Origin of the sequence: Kitasatospora sp. NPDC058190 (assembly GCF_042883685.1) — a bacterium.
Taxonomy (GTDB): Bacteria; Actinomycetota; Actinomycetes; order Streptomycetales; family Streptomycetaceae; genus Kitasatospora.
In genome coordinates this window covers 15376-39446 of record NZ_JBHVVI010000018.1, presented here as the reverse complement: position 1 = coordinate 39446, position 24071 = coordinate 15376, and the positions used below count along the sequence as shown (strand labels likewise).

Annotated in this window: 17 protein-coding genes; 9 read left to right on the top strand and 8 right to left on the bottom strand. The window is 72.7% G+C overall.

Annotation, left to right across the window (positions count from 1 at the left end):
• Nucleotides 1-366: 366 nt before the first annotated feature.
• From ACFVWU_RS11350 to ACFVWU_RS11320, 7 genes are all read right to left on the bottom strand, one after another.
• Complete coding sequence (locus ACFVWU_RS11350) at nucleotides 367-1569, bottom strand: acyl-CoA dehydrogenase family protein (protein ID WP_380612269.1); 1203 nt, start codon at nucleotides 1567-1569, stop codon at nucleotides 367-369.
• Between the two features lie 147 nt (nucleotides 1570-1716).
• Nucleotides 1717-2220 carry a MaoC family dehydratase gene (locus ACFVWU_RS11345; protein WP_355674794.1) on the bottom strand — a complete coding sequence of 168 codons (504 nt, stop codon included), beginning with the start codon at nucleotides 2218-2220 and terminating at the stop codon, nucleotides 1717-1719.
• Nucleotides 2221-2231: 11 nt separating this feature from the next.
• Entirely contained in the window at nucleotides 2232-3209 is a 978-nt protein-coding gene (locus ACFVWU_RS11340) for an HpcH/HpaI aldolase/citrate lyase family protein (RefSeq protein ID WP_387618191.1), read from the bottom strand.
• A gap of 43 nt (nucleotides 3210-3252) precedes the next feature.
• Entirely contained in the window at nucleotides 3253-5283 is a 2031-nt protein-coding gene (locus tag ACFVWU_RS11335) for a protein meaA (protein WP_387618189.1), read from the bottom strand.
• A complete protein-coding gene (gene ccrA / locus ACFVWU_RS11330; protein ID WP_387618187.1) occupies nucleotides 5283-6620 on the bottom strand; it encodes a crotonyl-CoA carboxylase/reductase in 1338 nt (445 codons plus the stop codon). Before ccrA ends, ACFVWU_RS11335 begins: the two co-directional genes overlap by 1 nt.
• Before the next feature lie 368 nt (nucleotides 6621-6988).
• Nucleotides 6989-7897, bottom strand: a complete 909-nt coding sequence (locus tag ACFVWU_RS11325) for a TetR family transcriptional regulator (protein ID WP_387618185.1) — start codon at nucleotides 7895-7897, stop codon at nucleotides 6989-6991.
• Nucleotides 7898-8079: 182 nt separating this feature from the next.
• A complete protein-coding gene (locus tag ACFVWU_RS11320; protein WP_387618183.1) occupies nucleotides 8080-9855 on the bottom strand; it encodes a 3-hydroxyacyl-CoA dehydrogenase family protein in 1776 nt (591 codons plus the stop codon).
• Nucleotides 9856-10417: 562 nt separating this feature from the next.
• On the opposite strand from ACFVWU_RS11320, the gene ACFVWU_RS11315 reads away from it, so the two are divergent.
• The 5 genes from ACFVWU_RS11315 to ACFVWU_RS11295 all read left to right on the top strand — a co-directional run bounded on the left by ACFVWU_RS11315 (nucleotide 10418) and on the right by ACFVWU_RS11295 (nucleotide 17975).
• Nucleotides 10418-13129, top strand: a complete 2712-nt coding sequence (locus tag ACFVWU_RS11315) for an MXAN_6230/SCO0854 family RING domain-containing protein (RefSeq protein WP_387618181.1) — start codon at nucleotides 10418-10420, stop codon at nucleotides 13127-13129.
• A gap of 76 nt (nucleotides 13130-13205) precedes the next feature.
• A complete protein-coding gene (locus ACFVWU_RS11310; RefSeq protein WP_387618178.1) occupies nucleotides 13206-14651 on the top strand; it encodes a glutamine synthetase in 1446 nt (481 codons plus the stop codon).
• A gap of 3 nt (nucleotides 14652-14654) precedes the next feature.
• Nucleotides 14655-15791 (top strand): amidohydrolase family protein, encoded by a 1137-nt coding sequence (locus ACFVWU_RS11305; RefSeq protein WP_387618176.1) that lies wholly within the window; start codon nucleotides 14655-14657, stop codon nucleotides 15789-15791.
• Between the two features lie 229 nt (nucleotides 15792-16020).
• Nucleotides 16021-17505 (top strand): S8 family serine peptidase, encoded by a 1485-nt coding sequence (locus ACFVWU_RS11300; RefSeq protein ID WP_387618173.1) that lies wholly within the window; start codon nucleotides 16021-16023, stop codon nucleotides 17503-17505.
• A 161-nt stretch (nucleotides 17506-17666) separates the two neighbouring features.
• Nucleotides 17667-17975, top strand: coding sequence for a hypothetical protein (locus tag ACFVWU_RS11295; protein ID WP_387618170.1), 309 nt, complete (start codon nucleotides 17667-17669; stop codon nucleotides 17973-17975).
• 11 nt (nucleotides 17976-17986) lie between these two features.
• On the opposite strand, the gene ACFVWU_RS11290 is transcribed toward ACFVWU_RS11295, so the two are convergent.
• Nucleotides 17987-18880: a HipA family kinase gene (locus ACFVWU_RS11290; RefSeq protein ID WP_387618167.1), complete on the bottom strand. Its 894-nt coding sequence runs from the start codon at nucleotides 18878-18880 to the stop codon at nucleotides 17987-17989.
• A gap of 102 nt (nucleotides 18881-18982) precedes the next feature.
• On the opposite strand from ACFVWU_RS11290, the gene ACFVWU_RS11285 reads away from it, so the two are divergent.
• From ACFVWU_RS11285 to ACFVWU_RS11270, 4 genes are all read left to right on the top strand, one after another.
• Nucleotides 18983-19423, top strand: a complete 441-nt coding sequence (locus tag ACFVWU_RS11285) for an SRPBCC family protein (RefSeq protein ID WP_387618165.1) — start codon at nucleotides 18983-18985, stop codon at nucleotides 19421-19423.
• Nucleotides 19424-19623: 200 nt separating this feature from the next.
• Nucleotides 19624-20778 (top strand): glycosyltransferase, encoded by a 1155-nt coding sequence (locus ACFVWU_RS11280; RefSeq protein WP_387618162.1) that lies wholly within the window; start codon nucleotides 19624-19626, stop codon nucleotides 20776-20778.
• A gap of 395 nt (nucleotides 20779-21173) precedes the next feature.
• Complete coding sequence (locus ACFVWU_RS11275; protein ID WP_387618159.1) at nucleotides 21174-22697, top strand: sugar transferase; 1524 nt, start codon at nucleotides 21174-21176, stop codon at nucleotides 22695-22697.
• A 5-nt stretch (nucleotides 22698-22702) separates the two neighbouring features.
• Nucleotides 22703-24070: an O-antigen ligase family protein gene (locus tag ACFVWU_RS11270; RefSeq protein WP_387618157.1), complete on the top strand. Its 1368-nt coding sequence runs from the start codon at nucleotides 22703-22705 to the stop codon at nucleotides 24068-24070.
• Nucleotide 24071 lies beyond the last annotated feature (1 nt).

Genomic DNA, 24071 nt, shown 5'->3' with positions numbered 1-24071 from the left:
GTGGGAGCGCGTACGCGCGTCCCACCTCTACGACCGTAGCTCGCCCCGGTCCGGTTCCCAAGGGACCCGGCGAGGCTGGTGACACTTGTCTCAAGAGGGGGCGTGCTCGGAACCCGGCGGGGACACGGTCCGTAGCGGCCGGAAGAAGGTGTACGGAAGCGGCCGCAGGGCGCGTTGCTGCAGCTGTACGCCCTGCGGCCGCTTTCCGGAGGGCCGTGCAGGGCCCAGGCGGACCAGGCCGGGCCCGTGACGGTGCACGGCGCTCAGCCGGGACGGGCCCGCACGCCCGTCGACCGGCGGTTCGAGAGGGGGCCGTCCGTCCGTGACGTCGGTCCACGACGTCGGGCACCGTGGACGGCCCCGCGATCACTCGGCGATCCGGTACTCCTCCAGGAGCCGGCGGCCGACGATCATCTTCTGGATCTCCGCAGTTCCTTCACCGATGAGCAGCATCGGGGCCTCGCGGTAGAGGCGCTCGATCTCGTACTCCTTGGAGAAGCCGTAGCCGCCGTGGATCCGGAAGGCGTCCTCGACGACCTCCTTGCAGTACTCGGAGGCCAGGTACTTGGCCATGCCGGCCTCGAGGTCGTTGCGCTCGCCGCTGTCCTTCTTGCGGGCGGCCATCACCATCATCTGGTGGGCGGCCTCGACCTTGGTGGCCATCTCGGCGAGCTTGAACTGGATCGCCTGGTGCTCGGCGATCTTCTTGCCGAAGGTGGAGCGCTGCTGGGCGTAGGAGATGCCCAGCTCGAAGGCGCGGCGGGCGACGCCGCAGCCGCGGGCGGCGACGTTGACGCGGCCGACCTCGACGCCGTCCATCATCTGGTAGAAGCCGCGGCCCGGGACGCCGCCGAGGATGCGGTCGGCCGGGATCCGGACGTCCTGCAGGACCAGCTCGGTGGTGTCGACGCCCTTGTAGCCCATCTTCTCGATCTTCCCGGGCACGGTCAGGCCGGGGACGGTCGGGTTCGGGCCGAAGCCGGCCGTCTTCTCGATCAGGAAGGTGGTCATGTTCTTGTACGGGGTGTTGCCGCCCTCGTCGGTCTTGCACAGGACCGCGACCAGGGTGGAGGTGCCGCCGTTGGTGAGCCACATCTTCTGGCCGTTGAGGACGTAGAAGTCTCCGTCCTTGACGCCCTTGGTGGAGATGGCCGAAACGTCCGAGCCGAGGCCGGGCTCGGACATCGAGAAGGCGCCGCGGATCTCGCCGGCGGCCATCTTCGGCAGGAAGTAGTCCTTCTGCTCCTGGGTGCCGTGGGCGTTGATCATGTGCGCCACGATGAAGTGGGTGTTCACGATGCCGGAGACCGACATCCAGCCGCGGGCGATCTCCTCGACCACCAGGGCGTAGGTGAGCAGGGACTCGCCGAGGCCGCCGTACTCCTCGGGGATGGTGAGGCCGAAGAGCCCGAGCTGCTTCATGCCCTCGACGATGGCGGTCGGGTACTCGTCCTTGTGCTCCAGCTCGGTCGCGACCGGAATGATCTCCTTGTCGACGAAATCCCGCACGGTGGCGAGGATGTCCCGCTGGATCTCGGTGAGGCCGTCGGTCTGTGCGAGGCGTCCCATCGTGCGGCTCCGGAATGTCTGAAGAGGGCGGGGGGGGGATTTCCGGGGGCCCTGCCGGCGTGGCTGCGGCAGCAGGGCCCCCGACCGGGTGGGGGTCGGCCGATGACGGCGGCCTCCCCGTCCGGGGTCTCTATAAAGAGGAGGGACTCAGGAAAGCGGCTCGGGGCGCCCCGGCTGCTCGCCGCCGCGCTCCTTGATGTACGTCGCGGTCGGCACCATCACCTTGCGGCGGAAGATGCAGACGACCGTGCCGTCCTGCTTGTACCCCTTGGTCTCGACGTAGACGATGCCGCGGTCGTCCTTGGACTTGGACGGCCACTTGTCGAGGACGGTGGTCTCGCCGTAGATGGTGTCGCCGTGGAAGGTCGGCGCGATGTGGCGCAGCGACTCGATCTCCAGGTTGGCGATCGCCTTGCCGGAGACGTCCGGGACGGACATGCCGAGCAGCAGCGAGTAGATGTAGTTGCCCACCACGACGTTCTTGCCGAAGTCCGTCGTCTTCTCCGCATAGTTGGTGTCCATGTGGAGCGGGTGGTGGTTCATGGTGAGCAGGCAGAAGAGGTGGTCGTCGTACTCGGTGACGGTCTTCCCGGGCCAGTGCTTGTAGACCGCGCCGACCTCGAACTCCTCGTAGGTGCGTCCGAACTGCATCGCTCAGGTCCTCAGCTTTCCGGGATCTCGAACTTGGTGGTGCGCTGCATGCCGGCGGCCCGGCCCTTGCCGGCGATGACCAGGGCCATCTTGCGGCTGGCCTCGTCGATCATCTCGTCGCCGAGCATCGCGGAGCCCTTGGCGCCGCCCGCCTCGGAGGTGCAGTAGTCGTACGCGTCGAGGATCAGCTCGGCGTGGTCGTAGTCCTCCTGCGAGGGCGAGTAGATCTCGTTCGCGGCGGCGACCTGGTCCGGGTGCAGCACCCACTTGCCGTCGAAGCCGAGGGCGGCGGAGCGGCCGGCCACCTCGCGGTAGCCCTCCTGGTTGCGGATCTGCAGGTACGGGCCGTCGATCGCCTGCAGGTCGTTGGCGCGGGCGGCCATCAGGATGCGCATCAGGATGTAGTGGTAGGCGTCGGCCGGGTAGCCGGGCGGCTGCTCGCCGACCACCAGGGACTTCATGTTGATCGAGGCCATGAAGTCGGCGGGGCCGAAGATGATGGTCTCCAGCCGGGGCGAGGCCTCGGCGATGGCGTCGACGTTGATCAGGCCCTTGGCGTTCTCGATCTGCGCCTCGATGCCGATCTTGCCGACCTCGAAGCCCATGGTCTTCTCGATCTGGGTGAGCAGCAGGTCGAGCGCCTTGACCTGCTCGGCGTCCTGGACCTTGGGGAGCATGATGCAGTCCAGGTTCGGGCCGGCGCCCTCGACCACGGTGATCACGTCGCGGTAGGTCCAGTGGGTGGTCCAGTCGTTGACCCGGACGACCTTGGTCTTGTTGCCCCAGTCGCCGTTGTTCAGCGCGTCGACGATGGTGTGGCGGGCACTCTCCTTGACCAGCGGGGCGCAGGCGTCCTCCAGGTCGAGGAAGACCTGGTCGGCCGGCAGGCCCTGGGCCTTCTCCAGGAAGCGCGGGTTGCTGCCCGGTACGGCGAGGCAGGAGCGGCGCGGGCGCAGACGGTTGCTTGAAATGTCGCTGGCGTTGCTCATGAGGGTGGTTCAGTTCCTTCCCAGTGGTCAGCTGGTCAGCTGGTCAGTTCGCGGCCGGGGTCGGTGCGGGCGTCCACGGCTGGAGCCTGTTGGCCAGCCGGATCTCGTCCACGATCCGGCCGATGATGGTCGTGATGCCGAAGTCCTTCGGGGTGAACACGGCGGCGACGCCGGCGGCCTTGAGGGCCTCGCCGTCCGCTGCTGGGATGATGCCACCCACGATCACCGGAACATCCTCCACCCCGGTGCGGCGCAGCCGCTTCAGGACGTCGGGCACCAGCTCGGCGTGGGCGCCCGAGAGGATGGACAGGCCCACGCAGTGCACGTCCTCCGCGACGGCGGCGGAGACGATCTGCTCCGGGGTGAGCCGGATGCCCTGGTAGATCACCTCGAACCCGGCGTCGCGAGCACGGACGGCGATCTGCTCGGCACCGTTGGAGTGCCCGTCCAGGCCGGGCTTGCCGACCAGCAGGCGCAGCTTGCCGGCGCCCAGTTCCTCGGCGGTGGCGGCGACCGCGGCGCGGACCTGCTCCAGCTCCCCGCCGGGCTCGGCGGCCACCGCGACGGGCGCGCCGCCCACGCCGGTGGGGGCGCGGTACTCGCCGAACACCTCGCGCAGGGCGAAGGACCACTCACCGGTGGTGACCCCGGCCCGGGCGCAGGCGAGCGTGGCCGGCATCAGGTTGGCCTCGGTGGCGGCGACGGCCTTGAGCTCGGCCAGCGCCTCCTGGGCGGCGGCCTCGTCGCGCTGTCCGCGCCAGGCCTCCAGGGCGGCCAGCACGGAGCGCTCGGAGGCCGGGTCGACCACCATGATCGCGGTGTCGAGGTCGGCGGTGAGCGGGCTGGGCTCGGTGGTGTCGAAGCAGTTGACCCCGACGATCTTGTCCTCGCCGGACTCGATCCGGGCCCGGCGGGCGGCGTGCGAGGCGACCAGGTTGGACTTGAGGTAGCCGGACTCGACGGCCGGGATCACCCCGCCCATCTCCAGCACCTTGGCGATCTCCGCCTCGGCACCGGCCAGCAGCGCGGCGGTCTTGGCCTCGATCACCTCGGAGCCGTTGAAGATGTCGCCGTACTCCAGCAGGTCCGACTCGTAGGCCAGCACCTGCTGGATCCGCAGCGACCACTGCTGGTCCCACGGGCGGGGCAGACCGAGCGCCTCGTTCCAGGCGGGCAGCTGGACGGCCCGGGCGCGGGCGTCCTTGGAGAGGGTGACGGCCAGCATCTCCAGGACGATCCGCTGGACGTTGTTCTCCGGCTGCGCCTCGGTCAGGCCCAGCGAGTTGACCTGGACGCCGTAGCGGAAGCGGCGCTGCTTGGGGTCGGTGACGCCGTAGCGCTCCAGCGTGACCTTCTCCCAGAGCTGGGCGAAGGCGCGCATCTTGCACATCTCCTCGACGAAGCGCACGCCGGCGTTCACGAAGAAGGAGATCCGGGCGACCACGTCGCCCATCCGCTCGGCGGGCACCTGGCCGGAGTCGCGGACCGCGTCGAGCACCGAGATGGCGGTGCACATCGCGTAGGCGATCTCCTGGACGGGCGTGGCGCCCGCCTCCTGCAGGTGGTAGCTGCAGATGTTGATCGGGTTCCACTTGGGGATGTTGCCGACCGTGTAGGCGATCATGTCGGTGATCAGTCGCACCGAGGGGCCGGGCGGGAAGACGTGCGTCCCGCGCGACAGGTACTCCTTGACGATGTCGTTCTGGGTGGTGCCGGTGAGCTTGGCGATGTCGGCGCCCTGCTCCTCGGCGACCACCTGGTAGAGCGCCAGCAGCCACATCGCGGTGGCGTTGATCGTCATGGAGGTGTTGGTCTGCTCGAGCGGGATGCCGTCGAACAGGGTGCGCATGTCGCCGACGTGGCCCACCGGGACGCCGACCCGGCCCACCTCGCCGCGGGCGAGGATGTGGTCGGAGTCGTAGCCGGTCTGGGTCGGCAGGTCGAAGGCGACGGACAGGCCGGTCTGGCCCTTCGCCAGGTTCCGCCGGTAGAGCGCGTTGGAGTCGCTCGCGGTGGAGTGGCCGGCGTAGGTGCGCATCAGCCAGGGGCGGTCGCGCTTCTGGTGTTCAGTCATCACACGTTCCGGAAGCGGTTGATGGCGTCGACGTGCCGGGCGCGGAACTCCTCGTCGCGCACGCCCAGGCCCTCTTCCGGGGCCAGGCAGAGCACGCCGACCTTGCCCTGGTGCTTGTTGTGGTGCACGTCGAGGGCGGCCTGGCCGGTCTCCTCCAGGGAGTAGACCTTGGACAGGGTCGGGTGGATCTTGCCCTTGGCGATCAGGCGGTTGGCCTCGAAGGCCTCGCGGTAGTTGGCGAAGTGCGAGCCGACGATCCGCTTGAGCGACATCCACAGGTAGCGGTTGTCGTACTGGTGCATGTAGCCGGAGGTGGAGGCGCAGGTGACGATGGTGCCGCCCTTGCGGGTGACGTACACCGAGGCGCCGAAGGTCTCGCGGCCCGGGTGCTCGAAGACGATGTCCACGTCCTCGCCGCCGGTGAACTCGCGGATCTTGGAGCCCAGGCGCTTCCACTCGCGCGGGTCCTGGGTGTTCTCGTCCTTCCAGAACCTGTAGCCCTCGGCCGAGCGGTCGATGATCGCCTCGGCGCCCATGGCGCGGCAGATCTCGGCCTTCTGGTCGTTGGAGACCACGCAGATCGGGGTGGCGCCGCCGGCCAGCGCGTACTGGGTGGCGTACGAGCCGAGGCCGCCGCTGGCGCCCCAGATCAGCACGTTGTCGCCCTGCTTCATGCCGGCGCCGTTGCGCGAGACCAGCTGGCGGTACGCGGTGGAGTTGACCAGGCCCGGGGAGGCGGCCTCCTCCCAGGTGAGGTGCTTCGGCTTGGGCAGCAGCTGGTTGGTCTTCACCAGGGCGAGCTGGGCCAGGCCGCCGAAGTTGGTCTCGAAGCCCCAGATGCGCTGCTCCGGGTCCATCATCGTGTCGTTGTGGCCGTCAGGGGACTCCAGTTCGACCGAGAGGCAGTGGGCGACGACCTCGTCGCCGGGCTTCCAGGCGTTGACCCCGGCGCCGGTGCGCAGCACCACGCCCGCGAGGTCGGAGCCGACGACGTGGTACGGCAGGTCGTGGCGCTCGGTGAGCGGCGACAGGCGGCCGTAGCGCTCCAGGAAGCCGAAGGTGGAGACCGGCTCGAAGATCGAGCTCCACACGGTGTTGTAGTTCACCGCGCTGGCCATGACGGCGACCAGGGCCTCGCCCGGGCCCAGCTCGGGCAGGGCGACGTCGTCGAGGTGAAGGGACTTGCGAGGGTCCTTGTCGCGGCTGTCGAGGCCCGCGAACATCTGCTCCTCGTCCTTGTGGAGCGTGACCGCCCGGTAGGACTCGGGGAGCTTGATCGCCGCGAAGTCGGCCGACGTGGCGTCGGAGCTGAGGATCGCGTCGAGGATTTCCTGCATGGCTGCCTCCGAAGGCGTACCTGTGTGAGGGTCACAGGGCGTCTGGGGGAGCCGGGAGCGGACACCGGCTTCGCTGAGGTGGGTGGTTGGCGGTCAGGCTGTCGCCCGGTGGTGGGCCGGGCGGGGGCTGGCACTGCTCCCGGGGTGTGGGAACGCCGGACGACGGCGCGCCGAGGTGGGAGCCGCGGCGCCGCGACTGGTGGGTAACAACGTAGTGGCACCCTGTGCCACTCGTAAAGACACCGGGTGTCAGGAATTCCGACGCTCTGGAAAGGTGCGAAACGCGCGTAGTGCGGGTACGCCGAGGGCCCGCGCCGACTGTTCGGTGCGGGCCCTCGATATGCCTCTGACCTGCGTGAATAGCCGCCTCAGGAGTCCCGGGCGCCACTCAGTGCGGCCCGGATGCTGTCCACCACGACGTCCAGCGGAGCGTCCGTCCGGGCGACTGTGATGAGCACCTCACCTCCGGGGCTGGCACTCAGTGCGCTCTCCGCCACCACGTCCCCTGGCATCCCACTGGCACCCGGTGCCACCACCGAGCCCCGGCGTCTGGCACCCGGCGCGCTGGCGGCCCAGAAGGTCCGCCGGATCACCTCGAAGGAGTGGTCCAGCTGGGCCTCCACATCGCCCCGGCCGCCGGCCCGCAGCCAGCGCCGCAGCACGTGGTTGTGCGCCGCGACCACCGCCGCCGCCGACACCTCGGCCAGCATCGAGTCGTCCTCGCCGCCGCGCTGCCAGCCCGACGGGATGGACTCGCCGGTGTCGAAGCGGCCCAGCAGGTAGCGGGTGAACAGCCGCTCGTACCGGGCCACCACGGCGATCTCGCGCTCGCGCAGCGCCGGGACCTGACGGATCAGCTGGTACCGCGCGACGGACACCCCCGGGGTGGAGGCGTACATCCGCAGCACCTCCTTGATGCCCCGGCAGACCACGTCCAGCGGGTGCTCCTCCGGCTCGGCACTGGCCAGCAGGTCCGCCACCCGGACCAGGGTGTCGTCGTGGTCCGGGAAGATCGCCTCCTCCTTCGACCGGAAGTACCGGAAGAAGGTGCGCCGGGCCACCCCGGCGGCCGCCGCGATCTGGTCGACCGTGGTCTCCTCGTAGCCCTGCGAGGCGAACAGCTCCATCGCGGCCGCGGCCAGGTCCTGACGCATCTGCTGGCGCTGCGCCGCCGCCCGGCGGCTGCCCGGGCCGCCGTCCCCGGCGGAGGGGGGCGTTCGGTCGGTGCCGCGCGGTGCGGCGGACTGCTGCGGGGTGGCTGACTGAACCCGATCCATGTCCGGAACGCTACACGGCCCCGGCGGCGCCGCCGCGGCCCTTCCCCGGCGCACCGGCACGACCGGGCCGGTCACGGCCGGTCTCGGCCAGCGCGCGGAGACCGTCCCCGGGGCCCAGCCGGTGCCGTACGGGCCCGAACCCGGGCCGTACGGCACGGAGCCGCCCCCGGCCTGCGGGCTGGTCACCGGCGGGCGTGGTCGCGGAAGCCGCGGCCGGTCTTGCGGCCCAGGCAGCCGGCCGCGACCAGGTGCTCCAGCAGCGGCGCCGCGGCCAGACCCGGCTCGCGGAACTCCTGGTGCAGCACCTGCTCGATGGTCAGCGACACGTCCAGGCCGACCACGTCCAGCAGCTCGAACGGGCCCATCGGGTAGCCGCAGCCCAGCTTCATCGCGGTGTCGATGTCGTCCACCGTCGCGTAGTGCTCCTGGAGCATCCGCACCGCGTCGTTCAGGTAGGGGAAGAGCAGCGCGTTGACGATGAAGCCGGCCCGGTCGCCGCACTCCACCGGGTGCTTGCGGACCTCGGCGGTCAGCTCCAGCACCGTCGCGGTGACGTCCGGGGCGGTCAGCACGGTGGAGACCACCTCGACCAGCTTCATCGCCGGGGCCGGGTTGAAGAAGTGCATGCCGATCACGTCCTGCGGCCGCGAGGTGGCGGTCGCGCAGCTGATCACCGGCAGTGAGGAGGTGGTGGTGGCGAGCACCGCGCCGGGGCGGACGATCTTGTCCAGGGTCGCGAACAGCTCCCGCTTGACCGCCAGGTCCTCGGCGACCGCCTCGACCACCAGGTCCACGTCCGCCAGCTCGGTGTACTGGCCGACCGGGGTGACCAGCTCCAGCGCGGCGTCCCGCTGCTCGGCGGACATCCGGCCCTTGGCGACCGAGCGCTCCAGCGACTTGGCCAGCTGCGCCTTGGCCCGGTCGGCCTTCTCCTGGCTGCGGGCGGCCAGCAGCACCGGGTGTCCGGCCTTGGCGAAGACCTCGGCGATGCCGGTGGCCATCGTCCCCGAGCCGCAGACGCCGACGGTGCGCACGGCGCGGCCGGGCACCTTCGGCCGGGCCGGACCGGTCGCCGCGTCCACCGGCTTGGAGGAGCCCGGCGCCTCGTAGGTGTAGAAGCCGCGCCCGGACTTGCGGCCCAGCAGCCCGGCCGAGACCAGCTGGCCGAGGATCGGCGCGGGCGCGTGCAGCCGGTCGCGGGACTGCTCGTACATCGCCTCCAGCACGGTGCGCGCGGTGTCGATGCCGATCAGGTCGAGCAGCGCCAGCGGGCCCATCGGCAGGCCGCAGCCGAGCCGCATCGCGGCGTCGATGTCCTCCCGGGAGGCGTACTTGGACTCGTACATCGCCGCGGCCTGGTTCAGGTAGGCGAACAGCAGGCCGTTCACCACGAAGCCGGCCCGGTCGCCCGCCGCCACCGGCTCCTTGCCCAGGTCGCGGGCGAAGGCGGCGGCGTCCTCGGCGGTCTGCGGGGAGGTCAGCACGGTGCGGACCACCTCGACCAGCTTCATGGTGTGCACCGGGTTGAAGAAGTGCAGGCCCAGCACCCGCTCCGGGCGGGCCGTCGCGGCGGCGATCCGGGTCACCGACAGCGCGGTGGTGCCGGTGGCCAGCACCGTGCTCTCCGGGCAGATCCGGTCCAGCTCGGCGAAGACCTCCCGCTTCAGCTCCAGCTGCTCGGGCACCTCCTCGATCACCAGGTCCGCCTCGGCGGCGGCCGTCAGCTCGTGCCCGACCGAGATCCGGGCGAGCAGCGCGGTGCGCTCCTCGGCGGTGATCCGCTCCCGGTCGACCGCGTGCGCGGTGGCCGCCTCGATCCGGGCCAGCGCCCGGGTGGCGGAGTCCTCGCTCGCCTCGATGCCGATCACCCGGCGGCCGCTCTTGGCGACGGCGACCGCGACACCGGCACCCATCGTGCCGAGGCCGACGACGGCGACGGTGGGGAAGGGACGCTCCATGGTCCTGACTCCTAGTCATGAAGGGCCCGCGCGTGCTCCGGCGGGCACGCCGCCGCACCCGTCGACGGGGACGGGGGCGGCCGCCGCCGGAGGAGGGTCCACGCGCGGGGGCTGGGGAGATGGCGGGTTACGGCGCACCCGGGCAGCGGCCGGTCCGCTCCGGCCGAACTGCGGGGTGTGCCGTGGTGCTCAGGCGCTCGAAGGTGAAGGAAGCGACTCTGATCCGAGGAGAGAAACCCGGCCCGCCGCCGTTCGCGGCACCGGCCGGTGAAGACGCACCGCGCGCCCGCCGCAGACACGGCGACCGCGACCTCCCGCCGGTGCGGCTCCCGAAGCCCGGCGGTGGTACGTGTCCGGCCACTGTAGCGAAGCTACTCGCGAGTAGGAAGGGGGCGTGGGCGGAAAACCGTTCGGGGACCGGGCCCGGTCTTCGCTAGGGTGATCGACGCGGGGGCGGCTCCGCGGCGTGCTTCCTTCTCTCATCTTTCACATGACCGAGTGCGCCCACTCTCCGCCCCCGCTTTGTCGTATCCATCGGGGGACGTCGGGGGAACAGAGCGCAGTGAAGAAGCAGAACGCCGCGGCCACCGGCGCCGCACTGGACGACTACCTGCTGCGCCGGCACGGCCTGGTCCTGGTCCGGGACGGAGCCGCGCCCGAGGAGCCGCAACCGTGGACGGCCAAGGGCCTGATCGCCCTGGAGGCCGACCTGGCCCAGCGCGGACACGTACTGACCCGCGACCTGCGCGCCGCCCTCGGCCGACTCCGCCCGGCGGACCTCGCCGACGCCTGCACCCGGCTGTTGCGCGGGATCGACACCCTGCTCGGCAGCGACCGCCGGCACGAGCCGCTGTTCCGCCGCTTCCCCGAGGGCGTGCCCTCGCACGCCCACGCCGACTACTCCGCGCAGATCCGCGGCTACTTGCTCTGCCAGGCGAGCCAGCTCTGCCTGGTCTGCGAGCGCAGCAGCCTGGAGGCCGGGATCGGCGCCCTCGCCCCCTGCGCCCACCTGATCTGCGGCGAGTGCTACGACGACCTGGTCGCGTCCTTCGACGACCGCCACTGCCCGGTCTGCCGCACCCCGCTGGAGCAGGAGCGCCACCTCTCGCTCGACACCCGCGCCGCCCGCCGCGCCGCCCGCGTCCTTCCGCCGGGCAGCGCGCTGCGGCCGCTGCGCCTGGCCGAGGCCGGCGACCCGGCCGAGCTCGCTGGCGCCGCGCTGGCCGCCCTGCTCGCCCGGCAGACCCCGCTGAACCCGCAGGAGCGCGAGGACCTCGCCCTGCTGCTCGACCACGCCCCGGCCGACCCGGCCGCCTGGCTGCCCGAGGCGATCCCGGTCCGGGAGAGCCGCGCCGGCGTGCTGGCCGCCCTGCTGCGCCGCGACCCGGAGCGCACCCGCCCGCTGCTCAGCGCCCACCTCACCACCGCCACCGACGTGCTGCGGCTGATCTGGGCCTGGTCCGGCGCCGAACCCGACCTGCTGCCCGAGACCGCCCGCACACTGCGCCTGCGCAACCTGCCCCGCCCGCTGCGCCGCGACCTCCTCGCCCTCCTGGACGCCCTCCCGGTCGGCACCCTCGCCGAGGACCTGCGGCGCCACCGGCAGGCCTGGCTGCGGGCCGGCGAACTGCTGCACCCGTACGAGCACCGCGAGCGCTTCCCGTACGCGGCGGCCGCCTTCGCCGTGGTCCGGCAGAGCGACCTCGACCTGCACGGCCTCGGCCCGGAGCTGCGCGAGGCGCCCGCCCCGCTGCGGGTGCGCGAGACGCCCGGCGGCCACACCCGGCTGACCGTGGAGACCTTCGCCGCCCGGGTCGAGCACGCCCTCGAACAGGGCGACGTGCCCGGCGCCGTCCGGCTGCTGGCCCGCCGCCCCGGCGAACTGGTCCGCCGACTGCACCACCTGCTGCGGGTGCACGCCACCTGGTTCCCCGGCGAACCGCTGCCCGCCGAACTCGCCGACGCGCTGCCCACGGCCCTGCGCGCGGTCGCCCCCGGCCCGTTGCTCGGCGCGTACGGGCGGCTGCGCTCGCCGCGCGAACGCGGCGAGCGGCGGCTGTACTTCCCGCGCGGCCGGGTCGCCTCGGCGCACTCCCGCTTCGACTGGGGCACGCCTGTCCCGGCCGATCTGAGCGCGCCGGTCTGCGCCCTGATCGAGACCGAACTGCTGCGCCGGGCCGAGCGGTCGGCGGCCGCTTCGGGGCGCTACGAGGTGGCCGTCCTGGACGCCGGCCTGGCCGACCTGGTGGTCCCGTTCGCCGAGCGGGCCAGTGCCAAGACCCTCGTCGCCGTGCCGCGCGGCAGCGTGCAGCGGCTCCCGTACGGGCAGCACCTGCGGCTGTTCGTGCACTGGATGCAGCGCCCGCACCAGCGGGTGGACCTCGACCTGTCGGTCGCCCTCTACGACGAGGAATGGCAGTTCACCGGCCTGTGCGACTACACCCGGCTGGTGCTCGGCCCGCGTGCCGCCGTCCACTCCGGCGACTTCACGACCGCCCCGCCGCCGCACGGCGCCACCGAGTTCGTCGACCTCGACCTCCAGGCGCTGGGCAAGGCCCGCGCCCGGTACGCCGTGGTGGTGGTGTTCAGTTACAACGACGTCCCCTTCGAGGACCTCACCGACGCGTTCGCCGGCTTCATGACCCTGACCCCCTCCGAGGCGGCCCGGCAGCGCACGGGCAGCTTCCACCCCAGGAGCGTCCGCCAGCGGCTGGACCTCGCCGGGGACGCCCGGATCTGCGTGCCGATGATCGTCGACCTGCAGACCCGCAGTTTCACCTGGACCGACCTCAACGTCGGCTCCGGTGCCGGGTTCCACAACCTCTACCGGCACCACGCCGAGATCGGCTCGCTGGCCCACTCGGTGACCACCCACTTCGCCCCGGGCACCCGCGCCACCCTGTGGGACCTCGGCTGCGCCGCCGCGGCGGCCGCCAGCGACGAGGTCTGGGTGCGCGACCGCTCCGGCCGCGGGCTGGGCCGCTACCGCCGGGGCGCGGACGAGCCGGTGGCGGCGTTCGCCGAGCGGCTGCGCGGGCGGTACGAGAGCGACCACCGCACCGAGCAGCCGGCCGACGACACCGCCCGGCTGATCGCCGAACGCCTCGCCGGGACCAGGGCCTTCGCGGCCCTGGTGCACGCCGACACGCCCGTCCCGGAGGGGGCGAGCGGGACGCTCTACCGGCTCTACCCGGGCCGGCTGGACGCCGCCCCGGACGCCGTGGAGCGGATCACGGCGGGGGAACTGGTCGCCCGCTTCGCCCCGAACGGGTGAACGGGCGGACGGTCGTCCGTTTGGACCACTCGATAGGGGAGTTACGCAACCCCAACGGGCGGGGCAGCATGGAGACATGACCACGATCGTCAGCACCACCGCCCAGGGCGCCGACCCCGCCGAGGGGCCCGGCCACGGCGCCCTCGCGGCCGCCGTCGCGCTGCCCCCGCGGGCCGAGCGCGCCGCGCGGGCCGAGGAGGCCGCCGACCGGCTGCGCACCTCCGCGGTCGAGGTGGTGGCCGTCACCTGGGTGGACAACGCGGGCATCACCCGGGTCAAGGCCGTGCCGCTCGGCGGCCTGGTGCACGCCGCCGAATGGGGCGTCGGCGCCGCGCCCTGCTTCGACGTGTTCCTCGCCGACGACTCCATCACCACCAGCCCGATCATCGGCGGCCCCACCGGGGACCTGCGGCTCTACCCCGACCTCGACCGGATCGTCCCGCTGGCCGCCCAGCCCGGCTGGGCCTGGGCCCCGGGGGACCGCCACACCCAGGCCGGCGGCCCGCACCCCGGCTGCCAGCGGCTGTTCGCCCGCCGGATGGAGGCCGCCGCGGCCGCGCGCGGGCTGAGCCTGAGGGCCGGCATCGAGGTCGAGTGGGTGGTCGCGCTGGACGGCCCCCCGCAGGCGGCGCCGCAGTACCCGACGTACGGCCCGGCCTACGGGATGCACCGGCTCACCGACCTCTCCGACTACCTGCGCGACGTCGTGCGCGCCCTCGGCGAGCAGGGGTTGAGCGTGCTGCAGATCCACCCCGAGTACGCCCCGGGCCAGTTCGAGGTCTCGGTCGCCCCCGAGGGCCCGGTCGGCGCCGCCGACACCGCCGTGCTGGTCCGGCACACCATCCGGGCCGTCTCCGCCAAGCACGGCCTGCGGACCTCCTTCGCCCCCGTGGTCGAGCCCGACGGGGTCGGCAACGGCGGGCACCTGCACGTCAGCCTCTGGCGGGACGGGCGCAACCTTGGCCACGGCGGCCCCGGGCCGCACGGCCTGACCGCCGAGGCCGAGGGCTTCGTCGCCGGGGTACTGGAGGCGCTGCCCGAGCTGCTGGTGCTGGGCTGCTCCAGCCCGGCCGGCTATCTGCGCCTGGTGCCCCAGCACTGGGCCGGCGCCTACCAGTGCTGGGGCCTGGAGAACCGGGAGGCCGCGCTGCGCCTGGTCACCGGCTCCACCGGGGAGCGCGCCGCAACCGCGAACGCCGAGGTCAAGTGCTTCGACGCGAGCGCCAACCCGTACCTGGCGGTCGGCGCGGTGCTCGCCGCGGGGTTGGCCGGGCTGGAGCAACGCCGGTCGCTGCCACCGGAGTTCACCGGCGATCCGGCCGCCGCCGAGCCGGGCACGGTGCCCCGGCTGCCGCAGAGCCCGGCCGAGGCGATCGCCGCCTACGAGCGCTCGGCGATGCTGCGCGAGGCGCTCGGCGATCCGCTGTACCAGGCGGTGCTGGCGGTGCGCCGGGCCGAGGCCGAGCAGTACGCGGCCGCCGGGCCCGAGGAGTTGATCGCGGCCACCCGCTGGCGGTACTGACCGGTGGCGGCCCGGCCGGAGGCTGCGGCACTGGAGGTCGCGGAGCTCGTCGACCACCACTGCCACAGCGTGGTGGCGGCCGAGCTCGCCGACGATGCCCTGGCCGGGCTGCTCACCGAGTCCGACCGCCCGCCCGCGCCAGGCTGTTCGCCCTTCGACAGCGCGATCGGCCTGGCGGTGCGGCGTTGGTGCCCGCCCGCGCTCGGCCTGCCCGCGCACACCCCGGCCGCCGACTACCTGGCCCGGCGGCGCGAGCTGGGCGCCGCCGAGGCCACCCGCCGGCTGCTCGCGGCCGCGGGGCTGGACACCTGCCTGGTGGACACCGGGCTGACCGCCGCGGCCGGCCGCGAGCTGCTGCCGCTGACCGAACTCGCCGAGGCCACCGGGGCGGTGGTGCGCGAGGTGGTCCGGCTGGAGACGGTCGCCGAGGCGGTGACGGCCGGCGCCGAGGACTGGCCGCGAGCCGTCGGCGAGGCACTCGCGGCGGCGGCCGCGGGCGCCGTCGCGGTCAAGTCGGTGCTCGCCTACCGGCACGGCCTGGCCGCCCCGGCCGAACGGCCCGCGCGCACCGCCGTGGTGGCCGCCGCCGGGGCCTGGCTGCACGGCGGCCGCGGCCGGCTGGCCGACCCGGTGCTGCTGCACCACCTGCTCTGGACGGCCGTGGACGTCTGCGCCGAGCTGGGCCTGCCGATCCAGCTCCACACCGGCTTCGGCGATCCCGACCTCACCCTGCACCGCGCCGACCCGTCCCTGCTGACCGACTTCGTCCGCGCCGCCGAGCCGAGCGGCGTCCCGCTGGTGCTGCTGCACGCCTACCCCTACCACCGGCAGGCCGCCTGGCTGGCCCAGGCCTTCCCGACGGTGTACACCGACCTCGGGCTGACGGCCTCCTACACCGGTCCGCGGGTGGCGGCCGTCCTCGGCGAGATGCTGGAACTGGCGCCGTTCGGCAAATTGCTGTTCTCCACCGACGCTTACGGGCTGCCCGAACTGTTCCTGGTGGGCACCGCCCAGTTCCGGCACGGACTGGGTGCGCTGCTGGCTGACTGGCAGGCGGACGACGCCTGTTCGGTGGCGGACGGGCAGCGCCTGGCGCGGATGATCGCCGCCGACAACGCGCGCCGACTGTACGCACTCTGATGTACGCGCTCTAGACCATCGGCTCGTTGGCGAACCATCACTTTTTAACAATCTTTACCTCTGTTGCCCCTGTTGAGCTGCGGACTCGTAAGCTCCAGTGTTGGTTGAGATGTGACGATTAGATGACTACCTCTTGCGCATATCAGCCAATATTCATTAACGTCCGGTCATTCCCAGCGCACCTGCCACACCGCAGCTGCCGCATGACGACTCGGGAGGGCCAACCCCAATGAGAGTTCCTCGGATCAGCCGGACCCGGTACGCGGCGGTGGGCGTCGTGCTCGCCACCGCCGGCGCCCTCGCGCTCCCGGCCGGCACCGCCGTCGCGGCGCCCACCGGCGACTCGACGACCGGTCCGCTGCTCAGCTACGTCGTCAACACCAAGGCCAACCACGGTCAGGTGCAGAAGGTCGAGAAGGCCATCACCGGCCTCGGCGGCACGGTGGTCCAGTCGTACGAGCAGATCGGCGTCGTGGTCGCCCGTTCGAACGACACCAAGTTCGCGGAGAAGCTGCGTCTGGCCAAGGGCGTCGACTCCGTCGGCGCCAGCCGCACCAAGGGCATCCTCGCCTCCGACCAGGGCAAGGCCGACGTCGCCGCCGAGCCCGTCGGTGCCGCCACGGACGGCCAGGAGCCGTACGAGCCCAACCAGTGGGACATGCGCCAGATCGGTGTCGACAAGGCGCACAAGATCTCGCTCGGCAGCCGCAACGTCACCGTCGGCGTGCTGGACTCCGGCATCGACGCCACCCACGAGGACCTGGCCGCCAACGTGGACGCCTCGCAGTCGGTCTCCTGCATCGACGGCAAGACGAACACGGACTGGAAGGCCTGGCAGCCCACCACCAGCGACCACGGCACCCACGTGGCCGGCACCATCGCCGCCGCCAAGAACGGCAAGGGCATCGTCGGCATCGCCCCGAACGTGAAGCTGGCCGCGGTCAAGGTCGTCGACGACGGCGGCTTCATCTACCCGGAGAACGCGGTCTGCGGCTTCGTGTGGGCCGGCGAGCACGGCTTCAAGGTGACGAACAACAGCTACTACGTCGACCCGTGGATGTTCAACTGCCCGAACGACAAGGACCAGGCCGCGATCACGGACGCCGTCCGTAAGGCCGTCGCGTTCTCGCAGCGCAAGGGCGTTCTCAACGTCGCCGCCGCGGGCAACGAGAACATCGACCTGGCGCACAAGACCACCGACGTCTCCAGCCCGGACGACACCACCCCCGGCACCCGCCCGGTCACCAACGACTGCCTGTCGCTGCCGACCGAACTGCCCGGTGTCATCGCGGTCTCCGCGGTGGGCGTCAACGGCGACAAGTCGTACTACTCCAGCTACGGCAAGGGCGTCGTGACCGTCGCCGCGCCGGGCGGTGACGCCCGCTTCCAGATCCCGAACACCCCGGACAAGAACGGTCGCATCCTGTCGACCATCCCGGGCAACAAGTACGGCTACATGCAGGGCACCTCGATGGCCACCCCGCACGTCACCGGTGTGGTCGCGCTGCTCGCCTCCACCTTCCCGTGGGCCAGCCCGGACGAGCTGACCGAGCTGCTGACCAACCAGGCCGAGTCCCACCCGTGCCCGACCGGCGCGTTCAACCCGGGCGGCGCCGGCCAGTGGAAGGCCACCTGTGAGGGCGGCGCGGACGACAACGGCTTCTACGGCGCGGGCATCATCAACGCCGAGAAGGCGGTCCAGTGGTGGCGCTGAGGCGCTGACCACCATGCGCTGAGCACTGAACGCTGAGCTGGGGAGCGGGGCCCATGGTCCCGCTCCCCAGTCGCGTTTGAGTACCCGTACTCAGGCCGCCGCCCCACCCGCGGAACAGGATGGATCCGTAACCAGCGGATTCACCACAGGAGTTGAGCGGCATGGCCGAGACCCTCCCCCGTACCCGGAACAGGCTCGCGCTGGCCCTGGGCGTGGGCCAGCTCCTCCTCGCCGCGCCGATGCTGATGCCTCTTGGCCTCGGTGCCTACATGGTCGGGGTGATGGCGTTCGCCAGCGGCGAGACCGGCGGACTGGTCTATCCACTGCTGGTGGTGCTGGGCCCGCTGCTGGGCCTGGGCGCCACGTTCCTGATCGCGCGGGTGCAGCAGCTGCACCGGGACGTGGCGTTCGCGTTGATCGGCTTCGGCCTGCTGGCCGGCACCGCGATCGAGTACCACTGGCTGGGCTAGGGCCCCGGCGCTCACTCGAAGTGGTGCTCCCAGACCGTCTCCACCGACGGCTTGCCGTGCAGGTCCGGCACCTCCCGCAGCCAGGCCGGCCGACCGGCCCGGGTACGTGCCGCCCGTCGTAGCTCCGCCTCGCGCATCTGCTCGGGGGTGGCGAAGCCCTCCGGCAGCCACTGCTCGGAGAGCACCACCCGGGCGGCCAGATGGGTGACGTAGGCGTGCCGGACGGCGTCCACCGAGTCGAAGCCGGGCTCGTCGGCCAGCCACTCGTCCGGGACCAGCGCGAGCACCTCCTCCAGCAGCTCCACGGTGACCAGCGGCCCGAGGTCCTCGTCGGCCAGCCGGACGTCCGGGGCCGAGCCGCCGAGCGCATGGGTGCTGAGGTCGTACCGCTTGCCGACCGAGGCCTCGGCGGTGGCCCAGCGGTGGTGGAAGATCAGCGCGGCGCCGTTGTCGATCAGCCAGAGCCGGTTGTGCCAGACCACCAGGTTGGGGTTGTGCACGGTGCGGTCGACGTTGCCGGTGAGCGCGTCCAGCCAGACCACCCGCCCGGCCTCGACGGAGTCCACCGGGATCATCCCCGGCCGGTAGTCCCGCGAGCCGGGCAGCAGGTCCATCCCGAGGTTGAGGCCGGCGCTGGCCTTGAGCATGTCCTGGATCTCGGCGTCGGGCTCGTCCGCGGCCACCACCGGGTCGAAGTCCACCAGTCGCAGCTCCGGCACCCGCAGCCCCAGCCGCCGGGCCAGCTCGCCGACGATCACCTCGGCCACCAGCGCCTTGCGGCCCTGGGCGGCGCCGGTGAACTTGACCACGTACGTTCCCAGGTCGTCGGTCTCCACCACCCCGGGCACCGAGCCGCCGGCCCGCAGCGGGTCCACGTAGCGCAGCGCAGTCACCAGATCGAGCACACCGGCCACCCTATCCCGCCGCGTCGCGGCCGCGCCCCTGTGATTGTCTTGCCGGGAGAGCGGTACGGAGAGCGGTACCCACCACACGAGGAGAGCAAGGTCATGGGACAGGTGCAGGCCACCACCGAGCGGGTCTACGACGCCACCCCCGAGCGGGTGTACGAGGCGCTGGCCGACTACCAGGTGACCCGCCCCAAGCTGCTGCCCGCGCAGTACAGCGAGTACGAGGTCCGGGTCGGCGGCACCGGCGCCGGCACCCAGGTGCACTGGAAGCTGCAGGCCACCGAGAAGCGGGTGCGCGACTGCCTGTTCACCGTCTCGGCGCCCAAGCCCGACCAGCTGGTGGAGAAGGACGCCAACTCCAGCATGGTGATCGCCTGGACCGTCGCCGCCGCCGGCGAGGGCCGCACCAAGGTCACCGTGACCGCCACCTGGCAGGGCGCGACCGGCATCGGCGGCTTCTTCGAGCGCACCTTCGCGCCCAAGGGCCTGAACCGGATCCACGACCAGGTGCTGGCCAACCTGGCCGCCGAGGTCCGCTGAGCCCCTCCCGGATACCGACGGAATCCGAAGGATCGCCGACACGGCTCCGATGGTTCCGGTGAATCAGGGAAATCGCCCGGAATTCCGAGCGATCCGTCCACCTGTACGAGCCGAAAGCCGTACGGGTGGACGGCCCACCACCTCCGGGTGACGCGTGCCGTCCGGTTCCGGGGAGCCATCCTAGGCTCGCCGCCGTGCATATGACGATCCTTCACATTTCGCAGCCGGTGGACGGCGGAGTCGCCCGCGTCGTCGTCGACCTGGTCCGGGGGCAGCGCGAGGCCGGACACCGGGTGCTGGTCGCCTGTCCGTCCGGCGGCCGGCTCGCCGAGGAAGCGGCCGCGGTGGGCGCGCTGGTCCAGGACTGGCCCGCCGAGCGCTCGCCCGGCCCGTCCACCGCCGCCGAGGCCTGGCGGCTGCGCCGGATCGTCCGGGCCGCCGCGCCCGACGTGGTCCACCTGCACAGCGCCAAGGCCGGGCTGGCCGGCCGGCTGGCCGTGCGCGGCGCGGTGCCGACCGTCTTCCAGCCGCACGCCTGGTCCTTCGCCGCCGTGGACGGCCCGCTGGCCGCGGCGACCCTGCGCTGGGAGCGCTTCGCGACCCGCTGGGCGCACCGGCTGCTGTGCGTCAGCGTCCAGGAGCGGGCCGACGGCGTGGCCGCCGGGGTGCACGCCGACTGGGCGGTGGTGCCCAACGGCGTGGACGTGCGCCACTACGCACCCGCCGACCGCCGGGCCGCCCGGATCGCGCTCGGCCTGGACCTGGAGGCCCCGCTCGCGGTCTGCGTCGGGCGGCTGTGCCGGCAGAAGGGTCAGGACGTGCTGCTGGCCGCCTGGCCGGAGGTGCTGCGCCGGGTGCCGCGGGCCCGGCTGGCGCTGGTCGGCGGCGGGCCGGACCAGCAGCGGACCGCGGAGCTGGTGCGGGGGTCGGCCGAGCCGTCCCGGGTCAGGCTGGTCGGGGACGTGCCGGATCCGCGCCCGTGGCTGGCGGCGGCCGACCTGGTGGTGCAGCCCTCGCGCTGGGAGGGCATGGCGCTGGCCCCGCTGGAGGCGATGGCGGCCGCCCGTCCGGTGCTGCTGACCGATGTGCCGGGGGCGCGTGAGTGCCTGCCGCAGACGGCGCGCGCGCAGGCGGTGGTGCCGCCGGAGGACGTGACCGCGCTCGCCACCCGGATGGCGGAAGCGCTGTCCGATCCGATCGAGTGCGAGCGACGCGGTGCCCGTCTGCGTGACCACGTGGTCGCCCGCCATGACGTCCGGACCGTGGTCGAACAGGTGGACGTCCTCTACCGCCATTTGCTGGGTGCCGGTCCGGCCGCGGGGCGGCGACGGGCCCGTATCCCAGAGCGGATCTGATCGTTTCACATGCCGTGAATGCCCGCCGAATCAGGCGCTGCCGTATTCGCATCCCCAACCGGACAAGGGGAGGGGCGTTGAATCCGAAATACCTATTAATGGGCGGCTGGAATGAAACGGCAAGTCAACCTCCAGCCCCCATGGTCGGATTCGGTATTGTCGGATTTTGCCTGCTTCGTTTCGATTTCATCCTGGACATTCGCGCCAGAGCCCATCGTGACCGCGTCCCGTGCGACCGGCCGTTCCGTGATCGGCCCCGACGCGGGAGGGCCGAAAGCCGCCAGCGGTTGCAGGTGCTGTCAGGACCGCGCTCGCCGGGCCGGGGCGGCCGCCCGACGCCCACCGGTGCCGGGGCACCGTCACCCCGGGCACACAGCAGGGGAGTTCGTGCGCTGATGACCATTGACCACGACAGTGTGCCGCGATCCGGTGGGCCCCTGGCCGGCCCGCGCCGGCCCGCCACCGGGCTGCTCGACCGGCCGGCCGGATCGGCGCACACCCGGGCGGTGCCGCCGCCCCGCCCGCACCCCAGGGCGGTCCGCTCCCTGCTCGCCCTGCCGCTCGCACTGGTCCAGGTCGACGCGATCGCGCTGTGCACCGCCACCGGCATCGCCAACCGGGCCGTCGACCCGGCCGTGCCGCTCGCCCCGCTGGTCGGCGTCCCCGCCGTCCTGCCGCTGCTCCTGCTGCTCAACCTGGCCGGCGGCCTGTACCGTGCCCGGCTCACCCTGTCCGTCCTGGACGAGCTGCCCGCGCTGGCCGTCCGGGCCGTGGTCGCCACCGCCTTCGCGGTCACCCTGGCCGGCTGCCTGGACGGCCGCTGGCCCGACTGCGGCCCGGCCACCCCGGCCCGCCTCACCGTCCTGCTCGGCGCCCAGCTGCCGATCGCCGCCGTCGGCCGGGCCGTCCTCTACCACCTGGTCCGGCGGATCCGCCGCGGTCGCCCCAGCCCCGCCCTGGTGCTCGGCGCCGGCCGGCTCGGCCGCAAGGTCGCCACCGTCCTGAGCGAGCACGGCGAGTACGGGATGCGCCCGGTCGGCTTCCTGGACGCCGACCCGCCGCTACTGGTCGGCGACACCGCTCTGCCCGTCCTCGGCGGCCGCGAGGTGCTGGAGCGCGAGGTCCGCCGGCACCGGGTCCAGCACGTGATCGCCACCGCCGGAGCCGCCGACGAGGCCGAGACCGCCGCCGCCCTGCGCGACGCCGTCCGGCTCGGCTGCCAGGTCTGGCTGGTGCCCGCGCTGCGCGAGTACGGTTCGCTGCCGACCGCCCCGATCGCCGGCGGCGACCACCTGTGGGGCTTCCCCTGCCTGCGGGTCGGCCGCCCGGCCATGGGCCGCCCCGGCTGGGCGGCCAAGCGCGCCCTGGACGTCACCGCCGCCGGCCTCGGCCTGCTGCTGCTCGCCCCCGTCCTGGTGCTCTGCGCCCTCGCCGTCCGCTTCGACACGGGCCCCGGCGTGCTCTTCCGCCAGCAGCGCACCGGGCTGGACGGCCGGCTCTTCACCGTCCTCAAGTTCCGCACCCTGCGCCCCAGCAGCGAGCACGAGGCGGCGACCCGCTGGAACATCTCCCAGGACCACCGGATGGGCGCCGTCGGCCGCCTGCTGCGCAAGAGCTCGCTGGACGAGCTGCCGCAGCTGTGGAACGTCCTGCGCGGCGACATGAGCCTGATCGGCCCGCGCCCCGAACGCCCCTACTTCGTCATGCGGTTCAGCCAGGCCTACCCCGAGTACGCCGACCGGCACCGCGTCCCGGTCGGACTCACCGGCCTCGCCCAGGTGAACGGCCTGCGCGGGGACACCTCGATCGAGGACCGGGCCCGCTTCGACAACCGCTACATCGAGAGCTGGAGCTTCTGGCAGGACGTCAAGATCCTGTGCCGTACCGCGGCCCTGATGCTCCACCCGGACGGGAGCTGACCCGCGTGGAGCTGACCTTCCCCGCCGACCGCGCTCCGAGCGCCCCGGGGGCGAGCGGGCGAGCAGCGGTCTTACGGCGGGCCCTGCCCGCGCTCGCGGACCGGCCCAGCCTGCTGGCCGCGGCCACCGTCCTGCTGGTCTGCGTGCCCACCGGCGAGAAGGACGTCACCGCCGCCGTCCACGTCACCGCCGCCGACCTCGCCTCGCTCGCCCTGGTCACCCTCACCGCGCTGAACCTGCTGCGCGGCAGACTGCCCGTGCTCAGCCGCGCCACCTGCGTGCTGTTCGGCGGGATCGTGGTCGCCGCCGCGGTCGCCACCGTCGGCTCGATCGACCCGGCCACCAGTGTCACCGGCTTCGTCCGGCTCACCCAGGTCTTCGTCCTGGTCCCCGCCGGGGTGCTCTGCTCGCTGCGCGACCGCACCGACCAGCGCCTGGTCCTCGGCTCCTTCGTGCTCGCCGCGCTGATCCAGGGCGTGGTCGGCGCCCACCAGTACCTCACCCGCACCGGCGCCTCCTACACCGGCCAGCCGATCCGGGCCGTCGGCACCTTCGGCGCGCTGGACATCATGGCGATGTCCACCGTGGTCAGCTACGGGCTGCTCGCCGCCCTCGCCCTGGCGCTCGGCGAGCGCGGTCCCGGGGGAAACGTCCGGCTGCGGCGGGCGATGTTCGCCGCAGCCGCCTTCCTCGCCTTCCCGCTCGCCGTCTCCTTCAGCCGTGGCAGCTGGATCGCCACCGGCGTCGCCGCCACCGTCCTGCTGCTGCGCGTCGACGCCCGACTGCTGGTGCGCGGCGCCGTCCTCGGCCTCGCCGCCGCGGTCGTCCTGGTCGGCGGCCTCGGCCTCGGCGCCTCCGGCGTCACCGAACGCCTCAGCTCGATCGGCTCCGTCTCCGCCGCCCCCGACCAGTCCGTCTCCGACCGCTACGACCTGTGGGCCACCGCCGGGCGGATCTGGCAGGACCACCCCGTGCACGGCGCCGGACCGAAGGCCTTCCCGAAGCTGCGCGACAGCCACGCCCCGCTGCGGCTGTCCTCCGGCAGTGACGCCGCCGACTCCACCATCGGCTTCCAGCGCGAGCCGCTGCTCTCCCCGCACAACATGTACTTCCTGGTGCTCAGCGAGCAGGGCCTGATCGGCATCACCGCCTACGCCGCGCTCTTCCTCGGCCTGCTGCTCGGCTGCCTGCGGCACCGCCGCGGCCCGGCGCCGGCCGCGCTCGCCCTGCTCACCTGGGTGCTGGTCGACTTCCTGTACGCCGACATCGGCGGCACCACCACCGTGCTGACCTCCGTCGTCCTCGGCCTCGCCGCCCGCGCGGCCGTCCAGGGGGCGGACCGCCCCTTCGGATCGGAGGCGAGTGGGCGATGAC